This is a genomic window from Bradyrhizobium sp. RDM12, assembly GCF_051917485.1.
Classification (GTDB): domain Bacteria; phylum Pseudomonadota; class Alphaproteobacteria; order Rhizobiales; family Xanthobacteraceae; genus Bradyrhizobium.
In genome coordinates, this window is sequence record NZ_CM133064.1 from 3,657,309 (window position 1) to 3,680,881 (window position 23,573).

Consider the following 23,573-nt stretch of genomic DNA (forward strand, 5'->3'; position numbering starts at 1 on the left):
AGGACAATAGGCATAGCATAGCTTCCATCGCAACCAGCGGGAGGACGCTCATGAGTTTTGCGGGACAGGTACGACCGATTGTCGCCGCCATGGTCGTGCTCGCGGCGACCGTCTGCGCGGCGTGGGCCGAGGAGGCCAATGATTATCCGACGTCGGCGCGCGCGGAATATGTCTATGGCTGCATGAAGGCCAATGGCGAGACGCGGCAGGCGATGGAGCAATGCTCCTGCTCGATCGACGTGGTCGCCTCGATTGTGAGCTACGAGCGCTACGTCACCGCCGAGACCGCGCTCAGCATGTCCCAGGTCCGCGGCAATCTCGGCACCCAGTTCCGGACATCAGAGCTGGCGAATTCGGCTGTGAATGATTTGCGGCGGGCGCAGGCGGAAGCCGAAGTCAGGTGTTTCTAGTTTAGCCGCGTCAGCTGTGCCTTCTTCCTTGTCCCCTTGCGGGAGAAGGTGGCGCGAAGCGCCGGATGAGGGGTATGTCTCCTCACAGATAGTATCGCGGGGGAGACAGACCCTCACCCGGCTCGCCGCTATGGCGGCGAGCCACCCTCTCCCACAAGGGAAGAGGGGAAGCCAGCGAAAGTCTCACTCACGTCCCCGGCTTCTCGACGTCCCACTCATTCCGGAACACGTGGCCATCCGTGTCCTTGGCTTCCGCCCGGAATCGCTTCGCGCCGTTGGACACGTAAGTGAAGCGCAGGTTGGGATTTTCCGAGATCGAGATGCCGCCTTCCATGGACAGCACCGGGCTGTCGTCCTGCGTCAGCTTCAGCTGGTTGACGAAGAAGGCGGGAATATAAAGCTGCGTGACCTGATCCATCTGCAGGCCGGAATTGTTGGGATGGCCGATCATGATCTGCGCTTCGCGGATGCGGCTCGCCGGCGCCTCCTCGTGCGCGAATTGCCGGAAGCGCATCTGCCCGAGTCGGTTTTGCGCCTCTTCGGCGTTCTTACCCGCCGGCGCCGAGCAGCCGCCTGAGGCTTTTACATAGGTCTTTGAGACGTAGAGCTGGCCGTCGCTGAGCTCCGCCACCGCATGAACGTCGGTGTAATTGTTGACACGCACGCGCGTGGAGATCTCGGTGACATTGGCATCCGCGCCAAGCTCGAATTTCGCCGCCATCGGCGCCGGGTTGCGATCGATCACCAGCGTGATCGACCGAATGCGTCGCGCATCGCCTGGTGACAGCTTGCTGCGCAGGGTCACCGGCACGATTGCCGCGTCCTCGGCGCGATAGGGCATCTCGATGGCGATGACATTGTTGCCATCGTTCATCGGACGATTGCTGAAGATATCCTGCACCAGGCCCGGCCAGGGATCGTAAGCCTCCTCGGCGCTCGCCGGCAGCGCAAAGGCGATGCCGAGCAATGCAGCGATCAGAAGGGGGCGGCGTGTGCATCCCATCATGGTCAAGGGCCTGTCCGGACGACGCAGTATCGGACGAGGGTAGCGCGTCCGCTACTCCCATTCAATTTCAGAAAATGCTGCGGTTGCGTTGCGGGCGTTGTAGTCGTCGAACAGTTCCCACCGCGGCCGTTCCGTGGCTGCTGCCTTCTCGGCCGCAGTCCGGATCGGCTCGCCCTTCTTGTTCGAGGCACGGACGTCCGAGAGCAGCGTCGACAGATAACGCCGTTCATCGGCGAGCGCGACAGGCCAGTCGCTCACAGGGCCGTGACCGGGAACGACGCGAACCGCCGGAATGGCCTCCAGCTCCTTCAGCAGGGCAAGCCAGCCGCGAATGCTGCCATCGACCACCGGAATATGGCGGAGAAAGACCAGATCGCCTGCGAACAGCGTCTTGGTCGTCTCGTCGAATACCGTCAGGTCATTGTCGCTGTGCGCGGCCGGCCATGCCCGCAAGGTCAGCCGGCGTGATCCGAGGTCGAGCATCATGACGTCCTTGACCAGCACAGTGGGCGGTACGATCTTCACGGGATCAATCAGTTCACCGCCCATGATGCGCCGGAAGTTATCGAGATAATACGGTCCGCGCGTCGCGAGCGCTTGCGGCAGTCGGCTGTGCCCGACGAAACGAGTTCCGTCCGCGATAAAGGCCGCATTGCCGAAGACATGGTCGGGATGGCCGTGGGTGTTGATGACGTAGCGGATCGGCTTGCCGGTATGGGCCCGCACTGCGGCCCGCAGCGCCTCGCCTTCACGAAGGCTGCCGCCGGTATCGATCACGGCCACCGCATCCTCGCCGACGATGAAGCCAATATTGGCAATGTCGCCCTCGTTCTCGCGGCTCATCAGGGCGATGGTCCCGGAGTGCACGAAGATTCCCGGTGCGACTTCGCTCACAGGCAATTCGGTCGCCCCGGTGCGTGCTAGCGTCGCGAGGCCCAGCAGGGATAGGGCTGCGATCTTTGATGTGAGATGCGACACTTTTCCGCCTCAGTTGAAGACTTGCCGCATTGCACTGCAGCACAACAAAGCCAACGCAAAGTTTGGCAAAACATGGTGCGTCCTGCGTTGCACGGATAGCATTCGAATGAAATGAGGAGGAAGCGCGATGCAGGCCGGACGACATCGTCGCTGGTTGTTTTCACTGTGTCTGATGGCGGCGTCTTGTGCGATCGGCGACATCGCCCGCGCTCAGACGACCGATGGTGGTGACCTCTCGTTCGAGTTGGTCGACCCCAAGGTGCTGCGCGTCTGCGCCGATCCGCGCAATCTGCCGTTCTCCAACGAGAAAGGCGAGGGGATCGAGAACAAGCTCGCCGAGTTGTTCGCGGACAAGCTGCAGAAGAAGCTCGACTATGTCTTCTTCCCGCAGGCCACGGGCTTCGTGCGCATGACGCTGGGTGCGCATCGCTGCGACGTCATCATGGGCTTCCCGCAAGGCGACGATCTCGTCCAGGGGACCAATCCGTATTATCGCACATCGTACGCGCTGGTTGCGAAAGCGGGCAGCGGGCTGGAGGAGGACGTCGACACGCTCGAAGACCCGAAGTTGAAGGGCAAGCATGTCGGTATCGTCGCCGGCACGCCACCGGCAACCAACATGGCCATCGCGGGCTTGATGGGCAATGCAAAACCCTATCCGTTGATGATCGACACGCGCTACGACAATTCGGCGCAGGCCATGATCGACGACCTCGCTGCCGGAAAGATCGACGCCGGCGTGCTGTGGGGACCGATGGCGGGATACTACGCCAAGAAGGCCGGCTCGCTGCACGTGAGGCCGTTGGTGAAGGAAACCACCGGTCCAAAACTGGTCTATCGCATCGGCATGGGTGTGCGCGCCGCCGACCAGAACTGGAAGCGGCAGCTCAACAAGCTGATTCAGGAGAACCAGGGCGAGATCAACAAGATCCTGCTCGACTTCGGCGTGCCGCTGCTGGATGAAAACGACCGGCCGCTCGGAGCGGAGACGGCCAAGAAAGCGCCATGAGGCGGCCTCTTGCCGCTGCGCTCGTCGCCGCCGCCCTGGCGGGACCGGCTTTGGCGCAGCAGCAGGAGCCGTTCGAGCCCGAGGTCTATCGCACCGACAATTACCGCGCGCCGGTGCCGGCGACGCTGGAAGGCGCGCGCGTGCTGACGACGGGGGAGGCCGAGGGGATCTGGCGCGCGAAGAGCGGCGCTTTCATCGACGTGCTGCCGCGCGCTCGAAGCCGAAGAACCTTCCCGCAGGCACGGTCTGGCGAGATGCGCCCCGGAGAAATATTCCCGGCAGCATCTGGTTGCCGGACACCGGCTACGGCGCGTTGCCACCGGCGGTGGATGATTATCTCCAGCGCGGTCTCGCGCAAGCATCGCATGGCGACAAGGCCGCGCTGCTCGTGATCTATTGCCTTGCCGATTGCTGGATGTCCTGGAACGCCGCAAAGCGCGCACTTTCTTACGGCTATTCCAACGTCGCCTGGTATCCCGATGGGACCGACGGCTGGGAGCATGCAAAGCTCCCGACCGAGGACGCACAGCCGGAGCCGCGGCCTGAGCAGTGAGCGGCTCGATTGCTCCGCCACCACGGTGTTGCACGGAGTGCGCAGCTCTCTCCTCGTCTTTGCGAGCGCAGCGAAGCAATCCAGAGTCCCTCTTCGGAAAGATTCTGGATTGCTTCGCTGCGCTTGCGACGACGACGTGGAGGCCGTATTGCATCCGTCAACCGGATCGACTCGCGGCGAGCAATTTCCCCGGCAAAAACCCAGAACTACTGCTTCTGCAACTTCGTCAGTGTGCCCGAACCATCCGCGTCGGTCGCGGAATACGTCACGCGATCGCCGGCATGGACGGCATCCAGCATCGCGGCGTCCTTGGCCTTGTACTGTTGCAGCGCGCCGGCGCCGCCGGCACTGCCGCCGACCGTGCCTTTCTGCGTCTGCTGGATCGAGATGGTGTTGTTGAGTCGATTGATGCTGGTGACCAGCCCGGTCATGTCGTCAGCAAAGGCGGGGGATGCGATTATTGTGATGGCTGCAGCGCCTGCGAGGATGAATCTTGCTGTTCCCATCGAGGCCTCCCGGCATTGGATATTCACATCGACAAGCCATCCTAGATCGATTTGGTTCCGGCAGATAGCGCTGCAAACATTAATCATCGCGTTGATAGCGCGGGAACTTTATGAAGGCTGTCAGCAGGACTGACGCTATTCCATTTCCTGCTGGATGACGCGGCCAAGCACGAACAGGCGTTGGTCGATCGTGGTCGGAACCTCGCAGACGAAGCGCACCACCTTGCGGCGATCTTCGAAGATGCGGGTCTCCCAGATCAGGTGGTTGCTCATGGCATCGATCTTGGTGTCGTCGCGCGGCGTTGCGTCCTGGAGCGCCTGGAGTTGGATGGTGTCCTCGCGGATCTTGTCGGCGGCCTCGCGCTGCTTGCGGCTGACGCGTTCGAGCCCGCTCATGACTTGCGAGCGCTGGGCGTTGAGCGTGTCGAACAGGCCGGCGAACAGCAATTTTGCGTTGGCGGTCTTGTCAGCCGCGGAGCCGCTCAAAAATTCCTTCACCGACTTCTCGGCCTCCTCCAGCGGCGTCTTGCGCGCGGCCAGCCTCGCGACCAGCGCGCTGACCTTGCTGTCGTCCTTCCATTTGCTTTCGGCGTCGTCGAGCGCAGGACCGGCCCAGACCGCGGCGAGCGAGATGTCCGGAACCTTGGCCTGCGAACAGGGCCAGTCGGGATAGCGCGGATCGGCTGCGCGTGCGGCGGCGGTCGAGACCGCAAACCCAAGCACTGCCATGGCGAGTGTCCGAACCATCATGCTTCGCCTCCCGCAGGCCCGCGTCGCGCCAGCCCGCGCGAGGGATCATAGGCATAGATCGCGGCGATCATGAAGACCATTGTGCAAGCTCCGACCACCGCCAACGAGATCCAGTTGATCTGTCCATACAGCGCGAAGCGGATCAGCTCGACCGCATGGGTGAATGGATTAGCCTGGCAGACGTAATAGAGATAAGGGCTGCCCTCCTGCACGCGCCAGAGCGGGTAGAGCGCAGAGGAGGCAAAGAACATGGGGAAGATCACGAAGTTCATGACACCGGCAAAATTTTCCAGCTGCTTGATGCCGGAGGAGATCAGCATGCCGAGCGAGCCCAGCATCAGCCCGGACAGGATCAGCGCCGGCAGCACGGTGAGATAACCGATCGTGGGAGGGGTGATGTCCCAGAACCAGGCGATGATCAGGAACGCATAAACCTGGAGCAGCGATACTGCGGTGCCCGCCAGCAGCTTGCAGAACAGTAGGAAGCCGCGTGGCAACGGACTCACCAGCAGCGTGCGCATATTGCCCATCTCACGGTCATAGACCATCGAGAGCGAGGACTGCATGCCGTTGAAGAGCTGGATCATCGCCATCAGCCCCGGCGCGATAAAGACCTCGTAGAGGATGTAGGTCTCGTAAGGCGGGATGATGGAGATGCCGAGCACCTGGCGGAAGCCGGCGGCAAAAATGAACAGCCACACCAGCGGCCGCACCAGCGCCGAGACGAAACGCTCGCGCTGATGCAGGAAGCGCAGCCCCTCGCGCCAGACGATGCCGGTCAGGCAGGTCATGTACTCGGACGCCGAGAAGCCGCGCGGCGCGTCGCGCGTGGTGATGCTGCTCATGCGCCGCCTCCGGGCATCACTTGCGCGCCGGTCAGCCGCATGAAGGCGGTGTTGACGTCCTGCGCGCCGGCCTCGGTGATGACGCGGCCCATCGGGCCCTGGGCCAGCACCTTGCCCTGGTGCAGCACCACCAGGTCGTCACTGGGCATGATCTCGTCAAACAGATGCGTGGCCCACAGCACGCCGATGCCTTGCTCCGTCACGAGCTGGCGGACATGGCTGATGATGTCTGCGCGCGCCTTGACGTCGAGCCCGACGGTCGGCTCGTCCAGCAGCAAGAGCTGCGGCCGGTGCAGCAGCGCGCGGGCGATCTCCAGCCGCCGCATTTGGCCCCGGAGAGATCGCGCACCTTGCTGCCGGAACGATCGGAGAGCCCGATGCGGCCGAGCAGCTCGGCGCTGCGTGCAGCCGCCTCGCGACGGCTGATGCCATGGAGTGCGGCGTGATAGAGCAGGTTCTGCGTCAGCGACAGATCGAGATCGAGCGTGCGCGGCTGGAATACGACGCCGAGCAGCCGCAACGCCTCGCCGGGTGAGCGGCTGACGTCATGGCCGAAAATGCCGACGCGGCCGGTCTGGATGCCGAACAGCCGCGTGATCAGCGAGAACAGCGTACTCTTGCCCGCGCCGTTGAGGCCAAGCAAGGCGGTGAAGCTCGCAGGTCTCACGTTGAAGGAGACGTCGATCAGCGCCCGGCGCGGGCCATAGGAATGGCTGACCCCGTCGATCGACAGCGCCGGCACCGCGGCGGGCTCAGGCTGTGGCGTCTCGCGACCTTCGGCGATGGGAGCGGGGCTGGTCATGGCGCGATCGTGATGCCCCAGGGCAGCTCGCCCACCTGAATGGTCTTGATCACCTTTTGCGCGGCGACGTCAATGACGGAAACGTCGTTGGACACGCCATTGGTGGTGAGCAGGTATTTTTCATCCGGCGTGAACGCCATGTGCCAGACGCGCTGACCGACCAGGAGATATTTCGTCACCTTGCGCGTGGCAGTGTCGACGACGGCGACGCGGTTGGCGGGGCCGAGCGCGACAAAAGCGGTTTTATCATCCTTGGTCATGCCGATACCGACCGGCTGGATCGCCTCTTTCCTCAAGCCGGGAATCTCGAAATTGACCTTGCCGATCACCTCGTGCTTCTGCGGATCGACGATCGACACGGTCCCGCCGATCTCGGAGGACACCCACAATTCGGAGGCGTCGTGCTTGAACTCGGCAAAGCGCGGCCGGGCATCGACCAGCACATTCGCAACAATCTGGCGCGACGTGGTGTCGATGAAATGCGCCATGTTGGTCGTCTCGGACGTGTTGATCAGAATCTTCCCGTCCGGGCTGATGGTCATGCCCTCGGGCTCCACGCCGACCTGGATGTCGCCGAGGCGTGCGCGCTTCTCCAGATCGATCACCGTCACCGTGTTGTCGTTCTCGTTGGCGACATAGAGCGTCTTGCCCGCAGCATCCTGCGTGAACAGTTCCGGGTCGGGCCCGGAGGGCAGGATGTCGACAACGGCTTGCGTCTTGGCGTCGATCACCTGGATGGTGTCGTCGTCGCCGACCGCGACCATCACGAATTTTCCATCGCGGGTGAATTCGATACCGCGCGGCCGCTGGCCGACCTTGATGGTCTTGGTCACCGTCCAGCTCTCGGTGTCGATCACCGACACCGTGTTGCTCTTTTCGTTCGAGACATAGGCGATGAAGGCATGCGCGGGCGTCGCGACGAGCACCAGTCCGGACAGCAATCCCGCACGCAACATCTGTGTCATCACTTCAGCTTGCATTTGCTCTCCGGACGATCATAGCCGAGCGTGTCGAGCTCGGAGACCTGGTGCAGAAACCCTTCCTGCGGCGACACCGAGACCACCATGCGGCCGTCGACCAGCAGGATCGGTTGGCGGAGCTGGAGATTCCAGTCGCGCAGCGTCAGCTTGGTGCCCTTGAAGGCGGCGACGGAGAAGTCCGGTCCCTTGATGAAATCGGTGACCTTCTTGACGTCCCCGGAATTGGTGCGCGAGGTGGCCTCGCCGATCATGCGCACGGCAGTCCAGGCCTGCATGTCGAGCGCGGTCATGCGCCGCGAATTGAGCTTCATGAAGCGATTCTGCATCTGCGTCGCGCCCCACTGGTCCTGCGCGGCGTCCCAGCTGCGCGGCACCAGGCCGGCCGAGCCCGCCACGGGGCGAGGATCCCAGGTGCGGTAAGGCAGATAGGCCGCGAACACCTCGCTCTCGTCGGCGGCGACCAGCACGTCGTAGGCGGGCGCCTGCTGCGTGAACACGGGCATCTGCCGCTGGATCAGCGTAACGCCGGAGTCCGTGCGGCGCGCGCCGCCGGTGTCCTCGAAGGTCCGCTCCTGCACGATCTTGGCGCCGAACCGCGTGGCGGCGCGACGGAGTGCATCGGCGAACAGTTTGTCCTCGTCATGCGAGCCGACCACCAGCAGCCAGCGCGGCCATCGCTTCCACACCAGGTACTGGCCGAGCGCATCGGCCAGCATTGAGCGCGTCGGCGCGGCGTGGATCACATTGGCGCGGCAATCGGCCTCGCGCAGCCGCTCGTCGGTTGCGCCGGCGTTGAACAGAAGCGTGCCGCGGTCTCGCAAGGCGTCGGAGGCCTTCAACAGTGCATCGGCCGGCAGGTCGGTGATGATGAAGCCGTTGTGCTCGGCGAGCGCGGTCGCGGCCTGGACTACGTCCTCACCTTCCCTAATGCGGCGCTCCTCCAGCACGAAGCGCTGGTTGAGGAATTTTCCGGTGGTGTTGTTGTCCTCGATCGCGAGCTTCGCGCCGGCGACGCCGTCATTGTCCGCGGGCTGCTCGACCAGCGAGAGCGTCGATCTGGTGCCGGCTACGCCGAGATAGCCGACGCCGATCGTGACCGGGTCGGCCGCGAGCGCTTGCACCGCTGCCAGACACAGGCCGATCGGGCCGAGCAACCATCGGATCATGCTTCCTCCTGACATTCTCCCCGGCTTGACCGTCGGTGGAGAATTGTCTCTGCTAAAGCATGACCGATTTGTCAGGGCATGCAACCCCGCATTTCGTCCTCACGCGGGCGCGCCGGGAATCACGATCATGCGAGCGCTGATATGCTTCGCGGCTTTGCTGCTGATGGGTTCGGCGGCGCTCGCCGATCCGCCAAAGCTTGCCGTGTTCGATTTCGAGCTGATCGACACCAGCCTGCCCGGGGAGTTCTACGGCTCGAAGCCGGAGGAAGCGCGGCTCGCGCATATCAGCGACCAGCTCCGCAAGGAACTGGCCGACTCAGGCCGGTTCCAGCTGCTCGACATCGCGCCGGTGAGGGACGCCGCCCGTCACGCCAATCTGCAGGCCTGCGGCGGTTGCGACCTCAAGCTTGCCGGACAGCTCGGTGCCGACCTTGAGATCACCGGCATGGTGCAGAAGGTTTCGAACCTGATCATCAATTTGAACATCTATTTGCGCGACGTGAAGACCGGCAACATGATCACCGCGGCAAGCGCCGACATGCGCGGCAACACCGATGAGTCCTGGACGCGCACGATGAGCTATCTGATCCGCAACCGACTGCTGGCTCCGAACTACGGGAAGCCATAGATGCCACAGCTTTGGCTGCGTCGCATGGGAGCCATTCCCGTTTTGATGGAATCGGAGCGGGGTCTAGGTTCTAGTGTGGTGAAACGCTGACGGCGGCGCTGCCGATACCGCCGAGCCCGGAGCCGCCAAGCAGGCCGGGCCTTCCACCTATTGGGCCACGGAAGGGCGTAGGGAAGATGGTGCCTGAATTGCTAGCGAGAGGGTGGTTGAACGGCGACGTGGGGCCGCCGCCACCGCCACCTCCGCCCGCACCTCCGATGCTGCCGGTGGTCAGGGAGTTCTCCGCTTCGGCAAAGCTCATCGGGCTGCACATGCCGTTGCATGCGGCGTCGAATGACCAGGTCGTTGAGGGCTGGAACTCGATGTTGATACGAGTCCCGGTTGCAGTGATGACGGCCGCCCCGCCGACCTTGGTCAGCTCGACGCAGTTGCCGCCCGCACAGACGCGCGAGGCGCCGTCCTTCAGCACGACAGTGTTCTTGAGGAGTTCGAGGTTCAGATCGAGGGTCGTTCCCCGGACGCCCAGGGTCGCAAGCGGCGTCGTGATGGCATAGGATTCCTTTGCGGAGAGTCCCGTGATGAAGCGGAACGAGCCAAGTGTGAGCTTTATTGCGATATCGCCGACCCCTTGCTGATCGGAGAAGACCGCGTGATCGAGCTTCATCCTGGAGTTGGGACCGAGCATCAGATTTGTGCTATCCTTGAGGACGAATTTGGCATTGCTGTCCGCAGATGTCGCCACAACCTCGTCGCGAATGACATCGTCGCCCTTCACGATCTTCGCCGATGAGGGCTCGATTTGAGACACGTCGTTCCGCACGATGGCGGCAAGCCCGATCCGTTCTGCCGCGGCCAGCGCCGGAGACGGGGGCGAGATCGCCAAGGTGATCAATGATCCAGACATGAAAACTGCAAGGTTACGCACTGCAGCTGCTCCGAAATGCGTAAAGCTATCACGATTTTGGAGAGCTAATGGTGCGACGCAACTAGCGCATTCCGCCTAGTCGGGCGCCGGGCTGTTACAACCAACGCGCGGGGGCAGCAATAGCGATGCGGACAATGCCCGCCGTCATTGGGTGGGGCTTCGTACCAAGCCTTCATGCAGATGAGGCAGTAGAAGAGAGCCTTACCCCTTCAATCTTTCCGCGTGCCAGTGCAAATGGTCGCTCATGAAGGTCGAGATGAAATAATAGCTGTGGTCATAGCCCGGCTGACGCCGCAGCGTCAGCGGGATGTTAGCCTTGTTGCAGGCGGCCTGCAGCAGCTCCGGCTTGAGCTGCTCCTTGAGGAAGTTATCGGCCTCGCCGACGTCGACCAGGAAGCCTGGATATTTTGCGCCATCCTCGATCAGTGCCACCGTGTCGTGGCTGCGCCAGGCATCCTTGTTCGGCCCGAGATAGCCGGTCAGCGCCTTGATGCCCCAGGGCACCTGTGACGGCGCCACGATCGGCGCGAACGCGCTTGCGGCGCGATAACGGTGCGGGTTGCGCAGCGCGACCGTCAGCGCGCCGTGGCCGCCCATCGAATGGCCCACCACCGATTGCCGCTTGGCATCGACGGGAAAATTTTCCGCCACCAGCTTCGGCAACTCGTCGGTGACATAGCTCCACATGCGATAATTGCGCGCGAACGGCGCCGCGGTGGCATCGACATAAAAGCCGGCGCCAAGGCCGAAATCATAGGCATTGTTGGCGTCGCCCGGTACGTCAGGCCCGCGCGGTGAGGTGTCGGGCGCGACGAAGATCAGGCCAAGCTCGGCGCAGGCTTTGCGGAATTCGCCCTTCTCGGTGACGTTGGCATGGGTGCAGGTGAGGCCGGAGAGGTACCAGACCACGGGCAGCTTTGCGCCGTCGGCGTGCGGGGGAACATAGACCGAGAACACCATGTCGGTGCCGGTCGCCTGGCTGGCATGGCGATACACGCCCTGCACGCCGCCATAGGAAGTGTTGGTCGAAATAGTCTGGATCGTCATGCCGATTTGCTCCGTGGCATCTCACCACATCAAGAATGCAATGCCTGTGTGACCGAATTGGCGCGGGAACGCAAAGGCTGACCCAGGGTCAGGCGACGCCGCTGTCGATCGCCAGTCGCACCAGCTCGACCGAAGTCTTCACCCCGAGCTTCTGGCGCATGATCGAGGAGGTGTTGGCGACCGTCTTGTAGGACGATTGCACCAGCCAGGCGATCTCGGACAGGCTCTTTCCCGCGCTGAGCAGCCGCAAAATCTCGATCTCGCGCGCATTCAACTTCGACAGCGGGCTTTGTGCCAGCGTCGGCCCTGCGAAGGCGATGCTGCGCGCGATCGCGCTCGGAAGATAAGTGCCACCGCCGCCGACGGTGCGGATCGCCTCGACGAGATCATCGGGGTCGCCGGTCTTGGAGACGTAGCCCTTGGCACCGCACTCGATCGCGCGTGCGGCAAAGGCCGGATCATCGTTCATGCTGAACATGATGATGCGTGCCTCCGGCGAGCGTTCGAGGATGCGGCGCGCGAGCTCGAAGCCGGAGACGGTCGGCAGGTTGATATCGATGACGCAGAGGTCGGGGCGCTCGACAATGAACACACATTCGCCGTCCTCGGCGTCGGCCGCCTCCAGAATGTCGATCTCGCCTTCGTCGGCCAGGACGGCGCGGCAGCCGGAGGCGACAATGGGATGATCGTCGACGATCAGAATGCGCATAGGCGTTCCCCGCGACAGCGCTTCCCCGTGAAAGAATTTGCCTGATCTCGCGCCGCATGATTCCGGACGAGACGGACGCGCGTCTGATGTCGGGTCATGCAACCCGGCCGGGATTGCTGTACGCTTCCGATTAGATATCGGGCGCTTCGTCCCTGTCAACGCTATCGGACAGGCGCGAGCGATCCTTCGTGGGGCAGGCGAGAGCAATGTGGCAAAATCTATCCTTGCGCGGGCGCATCAACCTCCTGTTGGCGTTGCTGCTTGCGCTCGGGCTCGCCGTCAACATCGCCCGGCAGGTCGCGGAGGCCGGTCCCCGCGTGCAGGCCGAGGACCAGAGCGTGATCCGGCTGGCGCGCGAGTTCATAGAGATGATCGTTGCCGATCTCAACGAGGCGCCGGATCCCGACGCCAGGCTGAACCAGATCGCGCGTGACCTCAATCGGCTCCGCCATGTCAGCATCGCGCTCCGGGACGCCGGCGGGAACCCGCTGACGCTGCCGCGCGCCGAGGCCGATGACGACACGTCCGGGCCACCCGCCTGGTTCGTCAGCCTGGTTCATCCCGAGCAGACCGCCGTCAGCGTGCCGGTATCGATCCATGGCAAGCCCGGCTCGCTGGTGATTACTTCGCATCCCAATGACGAGATCGCTGAGATCTGGGACGCCATCGTCACGCAGCTCGAGGTCGGTTCAGTCATCGCGCTGGCGCTGTTCCTGGTGATGATGAACGTCGTCGGCCGGGCGCTCGCGCCGCTCAATCATTGACGCAGACGATGACCGAGCTCGAGGGCGGCCGTTACGACGCGCGTGCGGTGCCCGGCGGTGCGCCCGAGCTCGCTGCGATCTGCACCAAGCTCAATCATCTCGCAGCGACGCTTGGGGAAGCAGTCGAGGACAAGCGGCGGCTTGCCGAGCGCGCGGTGTCGCTCCAGGACGTCGAGCGTAAGGAGATCGCACGCGAGCTGCATGACGAATTCGGGCCATATCTGTTCTCGCTGCGCGCGCATGCGAGCGCTCTCGCAAAGCTCGCCGACGGACGGGCGCCGAGTGCAGTCGCCGTGCGGAAACACGGCGGAGCCCTGCTGGAGCAGATCAACGCGCTGCAGCAGTTCACCCGTCGCGTGCTGGAGCGGCTGCGGCCGGTGGGCCTTGCCGAACTCGGCCTTGGCAAGGCGCTGGAATCGCTGTCGCGGCTGTGGCGGGAATCGCATCCCGACGTGACCATCGAGACCACGATCTCGCCGGCACTGGGGGTTACGGGCGAGACCGCGGACCTGACGATTTATCGCGTCGTGCAGGAGGCGCTCACCAATGCGTTCCGCCACGCCGGCGCGACCGCGATCAATGTCGTGATCGAGCCGGCGGAGCAGCCGGGCCGCGACGGCCGCTGCTGTGCCCGGGTGCGGGTCAGCGACAACGGTCGCGGCATGGAGCCGGGCCAGAAACTCGGCTTCGGCCTCGTCGGCATGCGCGAGCGTATTCTGGCGCTGGGCGGTACGCTCAACGTGGCGTCAGGCGAAGGCGGCGTCACCGTAGAGGCGCTGGTTCCGACCACTGCCGCCTGATCGCGCCCGGTTCGATCGGGAAAAATTCCCGATTTCGTCGGGAAAACGGGCGCGGATCGTGCCCGAGCTTTTGCGGCTGGTGCATGAGCCGCCTCCGAATACACTCGTCATAGCCAATGGCGAGAACCAAAACAGCCGAAGGTCACGGGTGGGACAATGGGAATGCGCAAGCTGGGACACACGCGGCGTCTGCTGATGGCCTCGGTCTCGACCGGGGTGGTGTCCGGACTCTGTTTCGGGACCAACGCCCGCGCTGCCCAGGACGAAGAGACCAACGTGCAGAACCTGCCGGCGGTCGAGGTGGTGGCGCCGCAGCCAACCGCACGGCGTGCACCGTCACTGCCGGTTGCGCGGACGGCTGCGAACTCCGGCAAGCCCAGAGCCGGCAGGATTTACGTCTATCCGACCGCGCCCGGCACCGGCAGGGGTCTCGATGTCGACAAAGTTCCGTCGGCGATCAACGCCGTTGACGCCAACCAGATCAAGCGCACCGGCTCGCTCAATGTCACGGATGCGCTGCGCGACAACATTGCCGGGGTCAGCATCAGCGAGGTCACCGGCAACCCGTTCCAGCCGAACGTCGAGTTTCGCGGCTTTGTCGCCTCACCCGTGACCGGCACGCCGCAAGGACTGGCGGTGTACCAGAACGGCGTGCGGATCAACGAAGCGTTCTCGGACGCCGTCAACTGGGACCTGATCCCGACCGCGGCGATCAGGTCGGTGACGCTCGTGACCAACAACCCGGTCTTCGGTCTCAACGCGCTCGGGGGCGCGATCAATCTGCAAATGAAGGATGGCTTCACCTATCAAGGCGCAGAGCTCGATGTCACGGGCGGCTCGTTCGGCCGCATCCAGGGCTCGGCGCAATGGGGCAAGGTGGTCGACCAGAACTACGGCATCTACGCCGCGCTCGAAGGCCTGCACGACAACGGTTTCCGCAACTTCTCCCAATCGGACGTGCGGCGCTTCTACAGTGACGTCGGCTATAAGGCCGGCGACAGCGAAATTCACGTCAATATGGGGGCCGCCAAGAACGATTTCGGCGCCAGCGCTACCGTCCCGGCCGAGCTTCTGGATAATTATTGGGGCGCAACCTACACGACGCCGCAGACCACCTCCAACCGCGTCGGCTATCTCAACCTGACCGCCAGGGCCGACGCGACGCCGACCTGGACGCTCGAAGGCACCGCACATGTGCGCAGGTACGAGCAGAAGCTCGTCGACGGCAATCCAACCGATGTCGACGTGTGTACGGCGGACGCGACGTTGCTGTGCTTCGGCGACGGTGCGACGCCCGCGAACGGCCCGAATGGCGTGCAGCTTGCCAATCCCTTTGCGCCGGGAACGATCCTCGGCGAGATCGACCGGAGCTCGATACGGTCGACCAGCTTCGGGGTATCGGGGCAGGCCACCAACACCGATCAGTTGTTTGGGCACGACAACCGCTTCGTGATGGGCACAAGCTATGATGCCAGCGTCACCCGCTACCATGCCACCGCCGAGATCGGTTCGATTGGAGAGAATTATGTCGTCAGTGGCGGCGGTATTTACCTGGGGCCGACCGGCACGATCGATACCGGGTTTGCCGGTCCCGTCTCGCTGCGGACCATCAATCAATATAACGGCTTGTATGCGATGGACACGTTCAACGTCACGGATGCCTTCGCGATCACCGGCGGAGGCCGCTTCAACGTGGCGCGCATCTCGCTGGAGGACCAGCTCGGCACCGCCTTGAACGGCGACTACACCTACACCCGGTTCAATCCGGTGATCGGCGGGACCTACAAGATCACGCCGGAGCTGACCGCCTATGCCGGTTACTCCGAGGCCAACCGCGCGCCGACACCGCTCGAGCTCGGCTGCGCCGATCCGAACAATCCCTGTCTCATCGCGGCATTTCTGGTCTCCGACCCACCCCTGAAGCAGGTCGTGTCCAAAACCGTGGAGGCGGGCCTGCGCGGTACCAGGGAGCTGAACATCGGCACGCTCGGATGGAAGATCGGCGGCTTCCGCGCCACCAACTATGACGACATCCTGGCGGTCCCCGTTCCGGATCGGACCGGCTTCGGCTATTTCACCAACGTCGGCAGGACACGGCGGCAGGGGCTCGAGGCCGAGGTCAACGTCAAATCACCGACGCTTCAGTTCCAGGCCAGCTACACCTTCGTCGATGCCCGCTTCCTCGATGCATTGACGCTCGCCTCGAACAGCCCGTTCGCCGATGCCGACGGCAACATCCAGGTCTTGCCCGGCGACCAGATACCGGCGGTCCCGCGTCATCGCGTCAAGGTCGGTGTCGACTACGCCGTTACCGATGACTGGAAGGTTGGCGGCAATGCGCTGTTTGTCTCCAGCCAATACCTCGTCGGCGACGAATCCAACCAGTATTCGAAGCTGCCATCCTACACGGTCTTCAATCTGCACACGTCTTACCAGGTCACCAAAAGTTTCCAGATCTACGGCAAGATCGACAACGTCCTCGACAATCGCTACGCGACCTACGGACAGTTCTTCGATACCGGCGCTCTGCCGAACTTCACCAATGGCGGAAACCCCTTCACCGATCCGCGCTCGCTGAGCCCGGCAAGGCCGCGCGCGTTCTACGCGGGGGCGCGGGTGACGTTCTGAGGCGGGTTGGAGGAGCGGACCCGCTCAACGTCTGCGCCGCCCTTGCTGGAACCCGGAATGACACGGGCCGCGCGATTAACCGTTCCTTAGTGCTGAGCGTGCGGATGATCAGTATGGCAAGACCAGGGAGACTGCTCCCATGCTGAAGGACGGGACCTACGCGGCGTGGTACCAGACGCCACTCGACCAGGGCACCGGCATCGTCCATGTCGCAGACGGCCAGATTTGGGGCCGCGACAGCCTGATGACGTATCACGGTTCCTGCAAGGTCGACGGCGATCGCTTCACCGCGACCGTGTCGACGAAGCGTCATACCGACGGACGTATCACAGTCTTCGGCGTCTATGATGAATTGACGCTGGACATCGAGGGCACGTGCCCGGGCAAGATCGCGACCTACACGGCGAGGGCCGGGCAGGCGCAGGGAGTCGTCCTCCAGGGAACGCTCATTCGGACAGAACAGCCGGCGCCGGCACCTGAACGAACCGGGCACGGCCCGGGGTTCAATCCGGGCAAGCTTCCAAAGCTGCCGAAACGTTCGCGCTGATCCCATCGCAGCCGACCGCTTCGCCTGCATCGACCTGTCGCGCCCCAAGCCGCGCAATTCTGCATCCTCAAACTTCGGGACCGGCGCTTTTCAAACTGCCTGCGCCCCGTCATTGTGCCGCCGCATCAATCGTCTCGGGGCAGCATCAATGTCGGACAAGGTCTCGCGTCGCCAATTCGCGAAAATCGCGGGCTTGTCGGCAGCCGGAATCACGGCCCCCCTGGAGCTCGCCGACGCCATGCCGGCCGCGGTGCCGCATTGTGCTGGCGGCTTTCCGCAAAATTTCCTCTGGGGCACGGCGACCTCGTCCTATCAGGTCGAGGGCGCGGTCGATGAGGACGGGCGAGGGGCCTCGATCTGGGACAAGTTCGTCCGAATCCCCGGCAAGATCGAGGACGCTACCACCGGCGACCGTGCCAACGAGCACTATCACCGCTACAAGGAGGATATCGCGCTCATCAAGGAGCTCGGCTGCAAGGCCTATCGCTTCTCGGTAGCCTGGCCGCGGGTGTTTCCGGACGGCGACGGCAAGCCGAACCCGAAAGGGCTCGACTTCTACAATCGGTTGGTCGACGAACTCCTGAAGAACGGCATCGAGCCGTGGCTGACGCTCTATCATTGGGACCTGCCGCAATCGCTGCAGGACCGGTTTGGCGGCTGGCGCTCGACCGAGACCTGCAAGATCTTTGGCGGCTACGCGGCCTATGTCGCCCAGCACCTGACCGATCGCGTCAGGAACGTGTTCACGCTGAACGAGAGCGGCCGCTTCGTCTATTTCGGCTACGGCATCGGCATCGATGCGCCGGGCCTGACCTTGCCGCAAGCTGAAGTGAACCAGATCCGGCACAACAGCGCGCTCGCGCATGGGCTTGCGGTGCAGGCGGTGCGCGCTCACGGCCGACGCGGCACGCGCGTCGGACCGGCCGAGAATATCGATGCCTGCATTCCCGCGATCGACACGCCCGAGAACGTCCGCGCCGCCGAGATCGCGCTCCGCGAGATGAACGCCGGCTATCTCAACGTCATCATGACCGGCCGCTACACCGACGCATTCCTGAAATATGCCGGCGCCGATGCGCCGAAATATACCGAAGCGGAACTGAAGATCATCTCCTCGCCGATCGATTTCCTCGGCCTCAACATCTACGCGCCGCAGCACTACATCGTTGCGTCCGACCAGGGCGCGGGCTTCATGCCGCTGCCGATCCCGAAGGCGTTTCCGCACATGAATTCGGACTGGCTCCGCGTCGGCCCCGAGACGATCTACTGGGTGCCGAAGCTCGCTGCAAATATCTGGAAGACGGATGCGATCTATATCAGCGAGAATGGCACGTCCGGCGACGACCAGGTGATGCAGGACGGCAAGATCTACGACACCGACCGGATCATGTATTTGCGCAATTATCTCGCCCAGCTCCAGCGTGCCACGACTGAGGGCGTGCCGGTGCGCGGCTACTTCCTCTGGAGCCTGATGGACAATTTCGAATGGGTGTTCGGGCTCAACAAGCGCTTTGGGCTCTATCACGTCAATTTCGATACCCAGGTGCGTACGCCAAAACTCAGCGCGAGCTTTTACCGCAACGTGATCGCAAACAACGCGGCGGGGGCGTAAGCGCCGCGCATTGACTCCGCTCTCCCCGTGATTCAAAACCGCTCTCAATATTCATAACAAGAGGACAACGCCATGACCGACGCGCTGATCATCGATGCCTGCCGCACCCCGCGGGGCGTCGGCAAGGCGGGCAAGGGAGCACTCTCCGGCATTCATCCGCAGCAGCTCGGCGCCACCGTGCTGCGCGCGCTGGCCGATCGCACCGGCATCAACACCGCCGATGTCGATGACATCGTCTGGGGCTGTAGCGCCCAGGTCGCAACGCAGGGCGGCGATCTCGGGCGGATGTCGGCGCTCGATGCCGGCTATGACGTGCGTGCCAGCGCCGTGACGCTCGATCGTTTTTGCGGGTCCGGCGTCACCAGCGTCAACATGGCGGCATCCTCGATCATGGCGGGCGCTGAAGATCTCGTCATCGCCGGCGGATGCGAGATGATGTCGATGGAGGGGCGTCGCGGCGGCGGTCCGATGATGATGGACAGCGGCAATCTGCGCCTGCGCGCACGGCACCCGCAGTCGCATCAGGGCGTCTGTGCCGATGCAATAGCGACGCTGGAGGGCATCACGCGGCAGGACGTCGATGCGCTCGGGCTCGAAAGCCAGAAGCGGGCGACCCAGGCGATTGCCGGTGGCCACTTCAAGAAGAGCCTCGTGCCCGTTCATCGCGAGGACGGCAGCCTCGCACTCGACCACGAAGAATATCCGCGGCCGCAGACCACGCTGGAAGGGCTTGCTGCGCTGAAGCCCGCGTTTCCCGCGATCGCCGACTATGCGCTCGACGACAAGGGCACGACCTATCGTGGCCTGATCCTGCAGAAATATCCCGATCTCACCATCGATTTCATGCACCACGCCGGCAACTCGTCGGGCGTCGTCGATGGTGCCGCTGCGATCCTGTTGGCGTCGCCGTCCTACGCCAAGGCGCATGGTCTCAAGCCGCGTGCCCGCGTGGTGGCGATGGCGAACATGGGGGATTCGCCGACCCTGATGCTGAACGCGCCGGTGCCGGCGACGCGCAAGGTGCTGGCGAAGGCCGGGTTCACCATCGATGACATCGATCTGTTCGAGATCAACGAGGCCTTTGCGGTCGTTGCGGAGAAATATATCCGCGATCTCAAGCTCGACCGCGCCAAGGTCAACGTCAATGGCGGCTCGATCGCGCTCGGCCATCCCATCGGCGCGACCGGCTCGATCCTGATCGGCACCGTGCTCGACGAGCTCGAACGGCGCGACCTCAAGCGTGGTCTCGTCACCATGTGCGCGGCCGGCGGCATGGCTCCGGCGGTCATCATCGAGCGCATTTAGCCTTATTTTCTAGGGTGAAACGCGCTCCTCCTCGCACAAAGAGGCCGGTCGTCGCTTGTCGAAAGCATCGAATCAGCTTTAGCAAGGCTGCTTGCGGGCCTTTGAAACAAGGCAAAAACCGCTGCCCGAGGTACCTTCCGCTCAGGAAGTAGCTAAAAAGCAGGGGTTTTTGCCTCAGAGGGCCAAAAAAGCCCGTAAAACCGCGACAAAACTGTGCAGAAGGCTATAGGCCTTCGCCGGTTGGTCTAATATGCAACCGGCAACGAATCAGAGGAGACACGATGCCAACCCAACTTTCCAAATCGCAGCTGATCGAAAAGATCGCGACCAGCACCGAGCTTTCCAAGCGCGACGTCAAGAGCGTGATCGAGACGCTGACCGATGTCGGCCACAAGGAGCTGAAGAAGAACGGCCTGTTCCTGGTGCCGGGCTTCGCCAAGTTCGTGGTCATCAAAAAGCCCGCGACCAAGGCGCGCAAGGGCACCAACCCGTTCACGGGTGAAGAGATGATGTTCAAGGCCAAGCCGGCCCGGAAGATCGTCCGCGCCCGCCCGGTCAAGGCTGCCAAGGACGCCGTGGCCTGATAACGCAAAGGCCCCCTCGACGCGAGGGGGCCTTTTGTACTGAGTATGTGACCGCGAGGGCTGAAACGGAGGGGTTCAGCCCTTGCGGGGCTTCACCCGAACCGGGATCGGCTGAAGCCGCGGCTCGGGTCCTGCGAGCGCATCGCGCACCCGGTCGATGGCACGATCGAGCAGCTGACGCAGCTGCTGCGCCTTCCGCGATCTCTTCGCTTCTTCCAGCAGTTTCTTCATCATATCACTCCGCCGCTTCGACCTTGGCCTCAGCCGGCTCGAGCGCCGCCGCGATGGCCTCGTCGACCCGCTCCAGCCAGATGAATTCGAGGTTGTCCCGCGCGCTCTTCGGGATGTCGTCGTAGTCCCGCTTGTTGCGTGCCGGCAGCATCACCCGCTTCAATCCGGCGGCGGCCGCAGCCACCACCTTCTCCTTGATGCCGCCAACCGGCAGCACCAGGCCGCGTAGCGAGATCTCGCCGGTCATCGCGGTGTCGCTCCTTACCGTGCGATTGGTGAGCAGTGACGTCAGCGCGGTGAACATCGCCACGCCCGCGCTGGGTCCGTCCTTCGGGGTTGCACCCGCCGGCACGTGAACGTGGATGTCGTTCTTCTCGAACACCTGAGGATCGATGCCGAGCTGGGTGGCTCTGCTCTTCACCAGCGTCATCGCCGCCTGCACGCTCTCGCGCATGACGTCGCCGAGCTGGCCGGTCAGGATCATCCCGCCCTTGCCGGGGACGCGCGAGGCCTCGATGAACAGGATGTCGCCGCCGACCGGCGTCCAGGCAAGGCCGGTGGCCACGCCCGGAATGCTGGTGCGCTGCGCGATCTCGCCTTCGAAGCGCGGCTGGCCGAGCACGGTGCCGATGTCGTTCGGCGTCACCACGACCTTCGCAGCCGTGCCTTCGGCGACCTGCACCGCGGCGTGGCGGAACAGCTTGCCGATCTCGCGCTCGAGGTTACGCACGCCGGCCTCGCGGGTGTAGCCTTTGACGACCAGCTTCAGCGCGTCCGGCTCAATCTCGGCCTGCTCGGCCGTCAGGCCGTTGGCTTCCAGCTGCCGCCGCACCAGATAGCGCTTCGCGATCTCCAGCTTCTCCTCCTCGGTGTAGCCGGCAAGGCTGATCAGCTCCATGCGGTCCAAGAGCGGACCCGGAATCTGGTCCAGCATATTCGCGGTCGCGATGAACACCACGCGCGACAGGTCGAAGGGCACGCCCAGATAATTGTCCCGGAACGTCCCGTTCTGCTCGGGGTCGAGCACCTCCAGCATGGCGGCCGAGGGATCGCCCTGCACGCCGCGGCCCATCTTGTCGATCTCGTCCAGCATCATGACGCAGTTGCGCGCGCCCGCCTTCTTGATGCCCTGGATGATGTTGCCGGGCAGCGCGCCAATATAGGTGCGCCGGTGGCCGCGGATCTCCGCCTCGTCATGGACGCCGCCCAGGCTGACGCGCACGAAGGGGCGATCCATCGCGCGCGCGATGGATTGGCCGAGCGAGGTCTTGCCGACGCCGGGCGGGCCGACGAAACACAGGATCGGGGCCTTGCTCTGCGGCGCGAGCTTGCGCACCGCCAGATATTCGATGATCCGGCTCTTGATCTTCTCCAGGCCGAAATGATCCGCATCCAGGATGCGGCGCGCTTCCTTGATGTCGATCGGCTTCTCCGCGGGCAGCGCCCACGGCAGCTCGATCAGCCAGTCGAGATAGGTGCGGACCATGCCGGATTCACCGGCGGCCTCGGGCATGCGCTCGTAGCGGCGCAGCTCCTTCTTGGCATGCGCATCCGCTTCCGGCGGCATGTTGGCCTTGGCGATGGCAGCCGTCAGCTCGGCGACTTCGGCGGCCTTACCGTCGCCTTCACCCAGCTGGCGCTGGATGGTCGCCATCTGCTCGCGCAGGATCGCCTCGCGCTGCCGCTCGTCGAAAGACGCCTTGGTCTTCTGGCCGATTTCGTTGCTGATGCGCAGCACCTCCAGCCGCTCGGCCAGGTGCTTCGACACCTTCTCGACGCGCAAGACGAGGTCGATGGTCTCCAGCACCTCCTGCTTGTCCTGCGGCTTGATGTCCATGAACGACGTCGCCAGATCCGCCAGCGCGCCGGGCGCGGTGGTGCTCTGGAACATCGCGACCAGCTCGGGCGGCGCCTGCGGCAGCAGCTCGATCGCCTCGATGGCCTGGCGCTGCAGGTTGAGCGCCCGTGCCTCGATCTCGGGCGAATTCGTTGTCGGCTCGGGGATCTGCTGGATCCGCGCGGCGGGAAACGGTGTCCCCGGCAGGAAGTCCAGGAGGCGCGCGCGCTGCACGCCCTGGCAGACGATGTGATGGGTGCCGTCGGGCGCGGTGATGTAGCGGACGATGTTGGCGATGGTCGCGACGCGATACAGATCGTCCGGGCCGGGCTCCTCGGTCTCGGGGCTGCGCTGCAGGACGATGCCGATCGGCCGCTGCTCGCGCAGGGCCTGCTGCGCGGCGGCGACGGACTTCGGCCGCGCGATCGCGATCGGCGCGATGGCGCCGGGGAACAGCACCATCTCGCGCACGGGGATGATGATCAGTGCGTCTTCGGGGATCTTCACGTCAGCATTGGCTTGTGCGGTATTCATCTGTTCGGTGGCCATGATCGACCTCAGGATTTGGCGAGGCGCAGTGCGACGCAGCCGTCCATCACGAAGCGGCTGATGGCGTAGCGGCCAAGGGGAAGCGCGATGCGCCGCTCGAAGCGGCCCTGCGGCAGCTCGAGCCGGTGGATGCGGGCGTTGCGAAGCTCCGGCGGAAGCGTGCGCTGGCCGGAGATGACGAGCACGCCGTCATGGATGACGGTCTCGACATTGTCCGGATTGACGCCGGGAAGCGCGACCAGAATCAGGAGCTCATGCTCGGTCTCGAGCACGTCGATCGGCGGCTCCCAACAGGCTTCCTGACGGCCGAACTGCTGGCGCAGCCGTTCGCCGCGGGTCAGCTGGTCCAGGGCTTCGGACAGCATCCAGTCAAAGGGATTTTTGGGTTGCATGGTACGGGCT

At 63.8% G+C, this 23,573-nt stretch carries 21 protein-coding genes and 3 pseudogenes; 10 read left to right on the plus strand and 14 right to left on the minus strand.

Annotated features, from left to right (window positions below):
* The first annotated feature begins 50 nt into the window (after nt 1-50).
* The gene (locus ACTGJ9_RS17635) at nt 51-410 is read left to right on the plus strand and encodes a hypothetical protein (RefSeq protein WP_456678072.1); all 360 of its coding nucleotides are present in this window, start codon (nt 51-53) and stop codon (nt 408-410) included.
* A 187-nt stretch (nt 411-597) separates the two neighbouring features.
* On the opposite strand, the gene ACTGJ9_RS17640 is transcribed toward ACTGJ9_RS17635, so the two are convergent.
* Together ACTGJ9_RS17640 and ACTGJ9_RS17645 are read right to left on the minus strand one after the other, a co-directional pair.
* The gene (locus ACTGJ9_RS17640) at nt 598-1,416 is read right to left on the minus strand and encodes a quinoprotein dehydrogenase-associated SoxYZ-like carrier (protein WP_456678564.1); all 819 of its coding nucleotides are present in this window, start codon (nt 1,414-1,416) and stop codon (nt 598-600) included.
* A gap of 51 nt (nt 1,417-1,467) precedes the next feature.
* Nucleotides 1,468-2,394, minus strand: coding sequence for a quinoprotein relay system zinc metallohydrolase 2 (locus tag ACTGJ9_RS17645; protein WP_456678073.1), 927 nt, complete (start codon nt 2,392-2,394; stop codon nt 1,468-1,470).
* 172 nt (nt 2,395-2,566) lie between these two features.
* Here ACTGJ9_RS17645 and ACTGJ9_RS17650 point away from each other — a divergent pair, with 172 nt between their 5' ends.
* Together ACTGJ9_RS17650 and ACTGJ9_RS17655 are read left to right on the plus strand one after the other, a co-directional pair.
* Nucleotides 2,567-3,403 (plus strand): substrate-binding domain-containing protein, encoded by an 837-nt coding sequence (locus tag ACTGJ9_RS17650; protein ID WP_456678565.1) that lies wholly within the window; start codon nt 2,567-2,569, stop codon nt 3,401-3,403.
* Nucleotides 3,400-3,956: pseudogene (locus tag ACTGJ9_RS17655) on the plus strand (PQQ-dependent catabolism-associated CXXCW motif protein). The gene ACTGJ9_RS17650 and the pseudogene ACTGJ9_RS17655 overlap by 4 nt, the downstream one beginning before the upstream one ends.
* 206 nt (nt 3,957-4,162) lie before the next feature.
* Here the strand turns inward: ACTGJ9_RS17655 and ACTGJ9_RS17660 are convergent.
* From ACTGJ9_RS17660 to ACTGJ9_RS17685, 6 genes and pseudogenes are all read right to left on the minus strand, one after another.
* On the minus strand, nt 4,163-4,462 hold the full coding sequence (locus tag ACTGJ9_RS17660) for a copper-binding protein (RefSeq protein WP_456678074.1): 300 nt from the start codon (nt 4,460-4,462) through the stop codon (nt 4,163-4,165).
* A 135-nt stretch (nt 4,463-4,597) separates the two neighbouring features.
* Nucleotides 4,598-5,212 (minus strand): hypothetical protein, encoded by a 615-nt coding sequence (locus ACTGJ9_RS17665; RefSeq protein WP_456678075.1) that lies wholly within the window; start codon nt 5,210-5,212, stop codon nt 4,598-4,600.
* On the minus strand, nt 5,209-6,057 hold the full coding sequence (locus ACTGJ9_RS17670) for an ABC transporter permease (protein WP_456678076.1): 849 nt from the start codon (nt 6,055-6,057) through the stop codon (nt 5,209-5,211). Before ACTGJ9_RS17670 ends, ACTGJ9_RS17665 begins: the two co-directional genes overlap by 4 nt.
* Nucleotides 6,054-6,859: pseudogene (locus tag ACTGJ9_RS17675) on the minus strand (ABC transporter ATP-binding protein). The gene ACTGJ9_RS17670 and the pseudogene ACTGJ9_RS17675 overlap by 4 nt, the downstream one beginning before the upstream one ends.
* Nucleotides 6,856-7,839 carry a YVTN family beta-propeller repeat protein gene (locus tag ACTGJ9_RS17680; RefSeq protein WP_456678077.1) on the minus strand — a complete coding sequence of 328 codons (984 nt, stop codon included), beginning with the start codon at nt 7,837-7,839 and terminating at the stop codon, nt 6,856-6,858. The pseudogene ACTGJ9_RS17675 and the gene ACTGJ9_RS17680 overlap by 4 nt, the downstream one beginning before the upstream one ends.
* Nucleotides 7,824-9,005: an ABC transporter substrate-binding protein gene (locus ACTGJ9_RS17685; RefSeq protein ID WP_456678078.1), complete on the minus strand. Its 1,182-nt coding sequence runs from the start codon at nt 9,003-9,005 to the stop codon at nt 7,824-7,826. The genes ACTGJ9_RS17680 and ACTGJ9_RS17685 overlap by 16 nt, the downstream gene beginning before the upstream one ends.
* Before the next feature lie 127 nt (nt 9,006-9,132).
* On the opposite strand from ACTGJ9_RS17685, the gene ACTGJ9_RS17690 reads away from it, so the two are divergent.
* Nucleotides 9,133-9,633, plus strand: coding sequence for a DUF3280 domain-containing protein (locus ACTGJ9_RS17690; protein ID WP_456678079.1), 501 nt, complete (start codon nt 9,133-9,135; stop codon nt 9,631-9,633).
* Nucleotides 9,634-9,703: 70 nt separating this feature from the next.
* On the opposite strand, the gene ACTGJ9_RS17695 is transcribed toward ACTGJ9_RS17690, so the two are convergent.
* The 3 genes from ACTGJ9_RS17695 to ACTGJ9_RS17705 all read right to left on the minus strand — a co-directional run bounded on the left by ACTGJ9_RS17695 (nt 9,704) and on the right by ACTGJ9_RS17705 (nt 12,314).
* Nucleotides 9,704-10,537, minus strand: coding sequence for a FecR family protein (locus ACTGJ9_RS17695; protein ID WP_456678080.1), 834 nt, complete (start codon nt 10,535-10,537; stop codon nt 9,704-9,706).
* A 222-nt stretch (nt 10,538-10,759) separates the two neighbouring features.
* Nucleotides 10,760-11,605: an S-formylglutathione hydrolase gene (fghA, locus tag ACTGJ9_RS17700; RefSeq protein ID WP_456678081.1), complete on the minus strand. Its 846-nt coding sequence runs from the start codon at nt 11,603-11,605 to the stop codon at nt 10,760-10,762.
* A gap of 88 nt (nt 11,606-11,693) precedes the next feature.
* Nucleotides 11,694-12,314 (minus strand): response regulator, encoded by a 621-nt coding sequence (locus ACTGJ9_RS17705; protein WP_456678082.1) that lies wholly within the window; start codon nt 12,312-12,314, stop codon nt 11,694-11,696.
* 206 nt (nt 12,315-12,520) lie between these two features.
* Here ACTGJ9_RS17705 and ACTGJ9_RS17710 point away from each other — a divergent pair.
* The 6 genes and pseudogenes from ACTGJ9_RS17710 to ACTGJ9_RS17735 all read left to right on the plus strand — a co-directional run bounded on the left by ACTGJ9_RS17710 (nt 12,521) and on the right by ACTGJ9_RS17735 (nt 20,554).
* A pseudogene (locus ACTGJ9_RS17710) lies at nt 12,521-13,878 on the plus strand (histidine kinase).
* Between the two features lie 156 nt (nt 13,879-14,034).
* Entirely contained in the window at nt 14,035-16,506 is a 2,472-nt protein-coding gene (locus ACTGJ9_RS17715; protein ID WP_456678083.1) for a TonB-dependent receptor, read from the plus strand.
* Nucleotides 16,507-16,645: 139 nt separating this feature from the next.
* The gene (locus ACTGJ9_RS17720) at nt 16,646-17,053 is read left to right on the plus strand and encodes a hypothetical protein (RefSeq protein ID WP_456678084.1); all 408 of its coding nucleotides are present in this window, start codon (nt 16,646-16,648) and stop codon (nt 17,051-17,053) included.
* Nucleotides 17,054-17,201: 148 nt separating this feature from the next.
* Complete coding sequence (locus ACTGJ9_RS17725) at nt 17,202-18,665, plus strand: GH1 family beta-glucosidase (protein WP_456678085.1); 1,464 nt, start codon at nt 17,202-17,204, stop codon at nt 18,663-18,665.
* A gap of 72 nt (nt 18,666-18,737) precedes the next feature.
* Nucleotides 18,738-19,970, plus strand: coding sequence for an acetyl-CoA C-acetyltransferase (locus tag ACTGJ9_RS17730; RefSeq protein WP_456678086.1), 1,233 nt, complete (start codon nt 18,738-18,740; stop codon nt 19,968-19,970).
* Nucleotides 19,971-20,251: 281 nt separating this feature from the next.
* On the plus strand, nt 20,252-20,554 hold the full coding sequence (locus ACTGJ9_RS17735) for an HU family DNA-binding protein (protein ID WP_426614603.1): 303 nt from the start codon (nt 20,252-20,254) through the stop codon (nt 20,552-20,554).
* Nucleotides 20,555-20,629: 75 nt separating this feature from the next.
* On the opposite strand, the gene ACTGJ9_RS17740 is transcribed toward ACTGJ9_RS17735, so the two are convergent.
* Genes ACTGJ9_RS17740 through ACTGJ9_RS17750 form a run of 3 tightly spaced genes read right to left on the minus strand, consistent with a single transcriptional unit; the run spans nt 20,630 to nt 23,563 of the window.
* Nucleotides 20,630-20,788 carry a hypothetical protein gene (locus ACTGJ9_RS17740; protein ID WP_456678087.1) on the minus strand — a complete coding sequence of 53 codons (159 nt, stop codon included), beginning with the start codon at nt 20,786-20,788 and terminating at the stop codon, nt 20,630-20,632.
* 1 nt (nt 20,789) lies between these two features.
* A complete protein-coding gene (gene lon, locus ACTGJ9_RS17745) occupies nt 20,790-23,171 on the minus strand; it encodes an endopeptidase La (RefSeq protein ID WP_456678088.1) in 2,382 nt (793 codons plus the stop codon).
* 8 nt (nt 23,172-23,179) lie between these two features.
* The gene (locus ACTGJ9_RS17750; protein ID WP_200294876.1) at nt 23,180-23,563 is read right to left on the minus strand and encodes an Hsp20/alpha crystallin family protein; all 384 of its coding nucleotides are present in this window, start codon (nt 23,561-23,563) and stop codon (nt 23,180-23,182) included.
* Nucleotides 23,564-23,573: the final 10 nt, after the last annotated feature.

Excerpts from the sequence above, each read along its gene's own strand:
- ACTGJ9_RS17740 (WP_456678087.1), bottom strand. The coding sequence starts at position 20,788 with ATGATGAAGAAACTGCTGGAAGAAGCGAAGAGATCGCGGAAGGCGCAG.
- ACTGJ9_RS17720 (WP_456678084.1), top strand. The coding sequence starts at position 16,646 with ATGCTGAAGGACGGGACCTACGCGGCGTGGTACCAGACGCCACTCGAC.
- ACTGJ9_RS17715 (WP_456678083.1), top strand. The coding sequence starts at position 14,035 with ATGGGAATGCGCAAGCTGGGACACACGCGGCGTCTGCTGATGGCCTCG.
- ACTGJ9_RS17640 (WP_456678564.1), bottom strand. The coding sequence starts at position 1,416 with ATGATGGGATGCACACGCCGCCCCCTTCTGATCGCTGCATTGCTCGGC.
- ACTGJ9_RS17730 (WP_456678086.1), top strand. The coding sequence starts at position 18,738 with ATGACCGACGCGCTGATCATCGATGCCTGCCGCACCCCGCGGGGCGTC.
- ACTGJ9_RS17695 (WP_456678080.1), bottom strand. The coding sequence starts at position 10,537 with ATGTCTGGATCATTGATCACCTTGGCGATCTCGCCCCCGTCTCCGGCG.
- fghA (WP_456678081.1), bottom strand. The coding sequence starts at position 11,605 with ATGACGATCCAGACTATTTCGACCAACACTTCCTATGGCGGCGTGCAG.
- ACTGJ9_RS17725 (WP_456678085.1), top strand. The coding sequence starts at position 17,202 with ATGTCGGACAAGGTCTCGCGTCGCCAATTCGCGAAAATCGCGGGCTTG.
- ACTGJ9_RS17680 (WP_456678077.1), bottom strand. The coding sequence starts at position 7,839 with ATGCAAGCTGAAGTGATGACACAGATGTTGCGTGCGGGATTGCTGTCC.
- ACTGJ9_RS17735 (WP_426614603.1), top strand. The coding sequence starts at position 20,252 with ATGCCAACCCAACTTTCCAAATCGCAGCTGATCGAAAAGATCGCGACC.
- lon (WP_456678088.1), bottom strand. The coding sequence starts at position 23,171 with ATGGCCACCGAACAGATGAATACCGCACAAGCCAATGCTGACGTGAAG.
- ACTGJ9_RS17670 (WP_456678076.1), bottom strand. The coding sequence starts at position 6,057 with ATGAGCAGCATCACCACGCGCGACGCGCCGCGCGGCTTCTCGGCGTCC.
- ACTGJ9_RS17665 (WP_456678075.1), bottom strand. The coding sequence starts at position 5,212 with ATGATGGTTCGGACACTCGCCATGGCAGTGCTTGGGTTTGCGGTCTCG.
- ACTGJ9_RS17685 (WP_456678078.1), bottom strand. The coding sequence starts at position 9,005 with ATGATCCGATGGTTGCTCGGCCCGATCGGCCTGTGTCTGGCAGCGGTG.
- ACTGJ9_RS17635 (WP_456678072.1), top strand. The coding sequence starts at position 51 with ATGAGTTTTGCGGGACAGGTACGACCGATTGTCGCCGCCATGGTCGTG.
- ACTGJ9_RS17705 (WP_456678082.1), bottom strand. The coding sequence starts at position 12,314 with ATGCGCATTCTGATCGTCGACGATCATCCCATTGTCGCCTCCGGCTGC.
- ACTGJ9_RS17650 (WP_456678565.1), top strand. The coding sequence starts at position 2,567 with ATGGCGGCGTCTTGTGCGATCGGCGACATCGCCCGCGCTCAGACGACC.
- ACTGJ9_RS17690 (WP_456678079.1), top strand. The coding sequence starts at position 9,133 with ATGCGAGCGCTGATATGCTTCGCGGCTTTGCTGCTGATGGGTTCGGCG.
- ACTGJ9_RS17660 (WP_456678074.1), bottom strand. The coding sequence starts at position 4,462 with ATGGGAACAGCAAGATTCATCCTCGCAGGCGCTGCAGCCATCACAATA.
- ACTGJ9_RS17750 (WP_200294876.1), bottom strand. The coding sequence starts at position 23,563 with ATGCAACCCAAAAATCCCTTTGACTGGATGCTGTCCGAAGCCCTGGAC.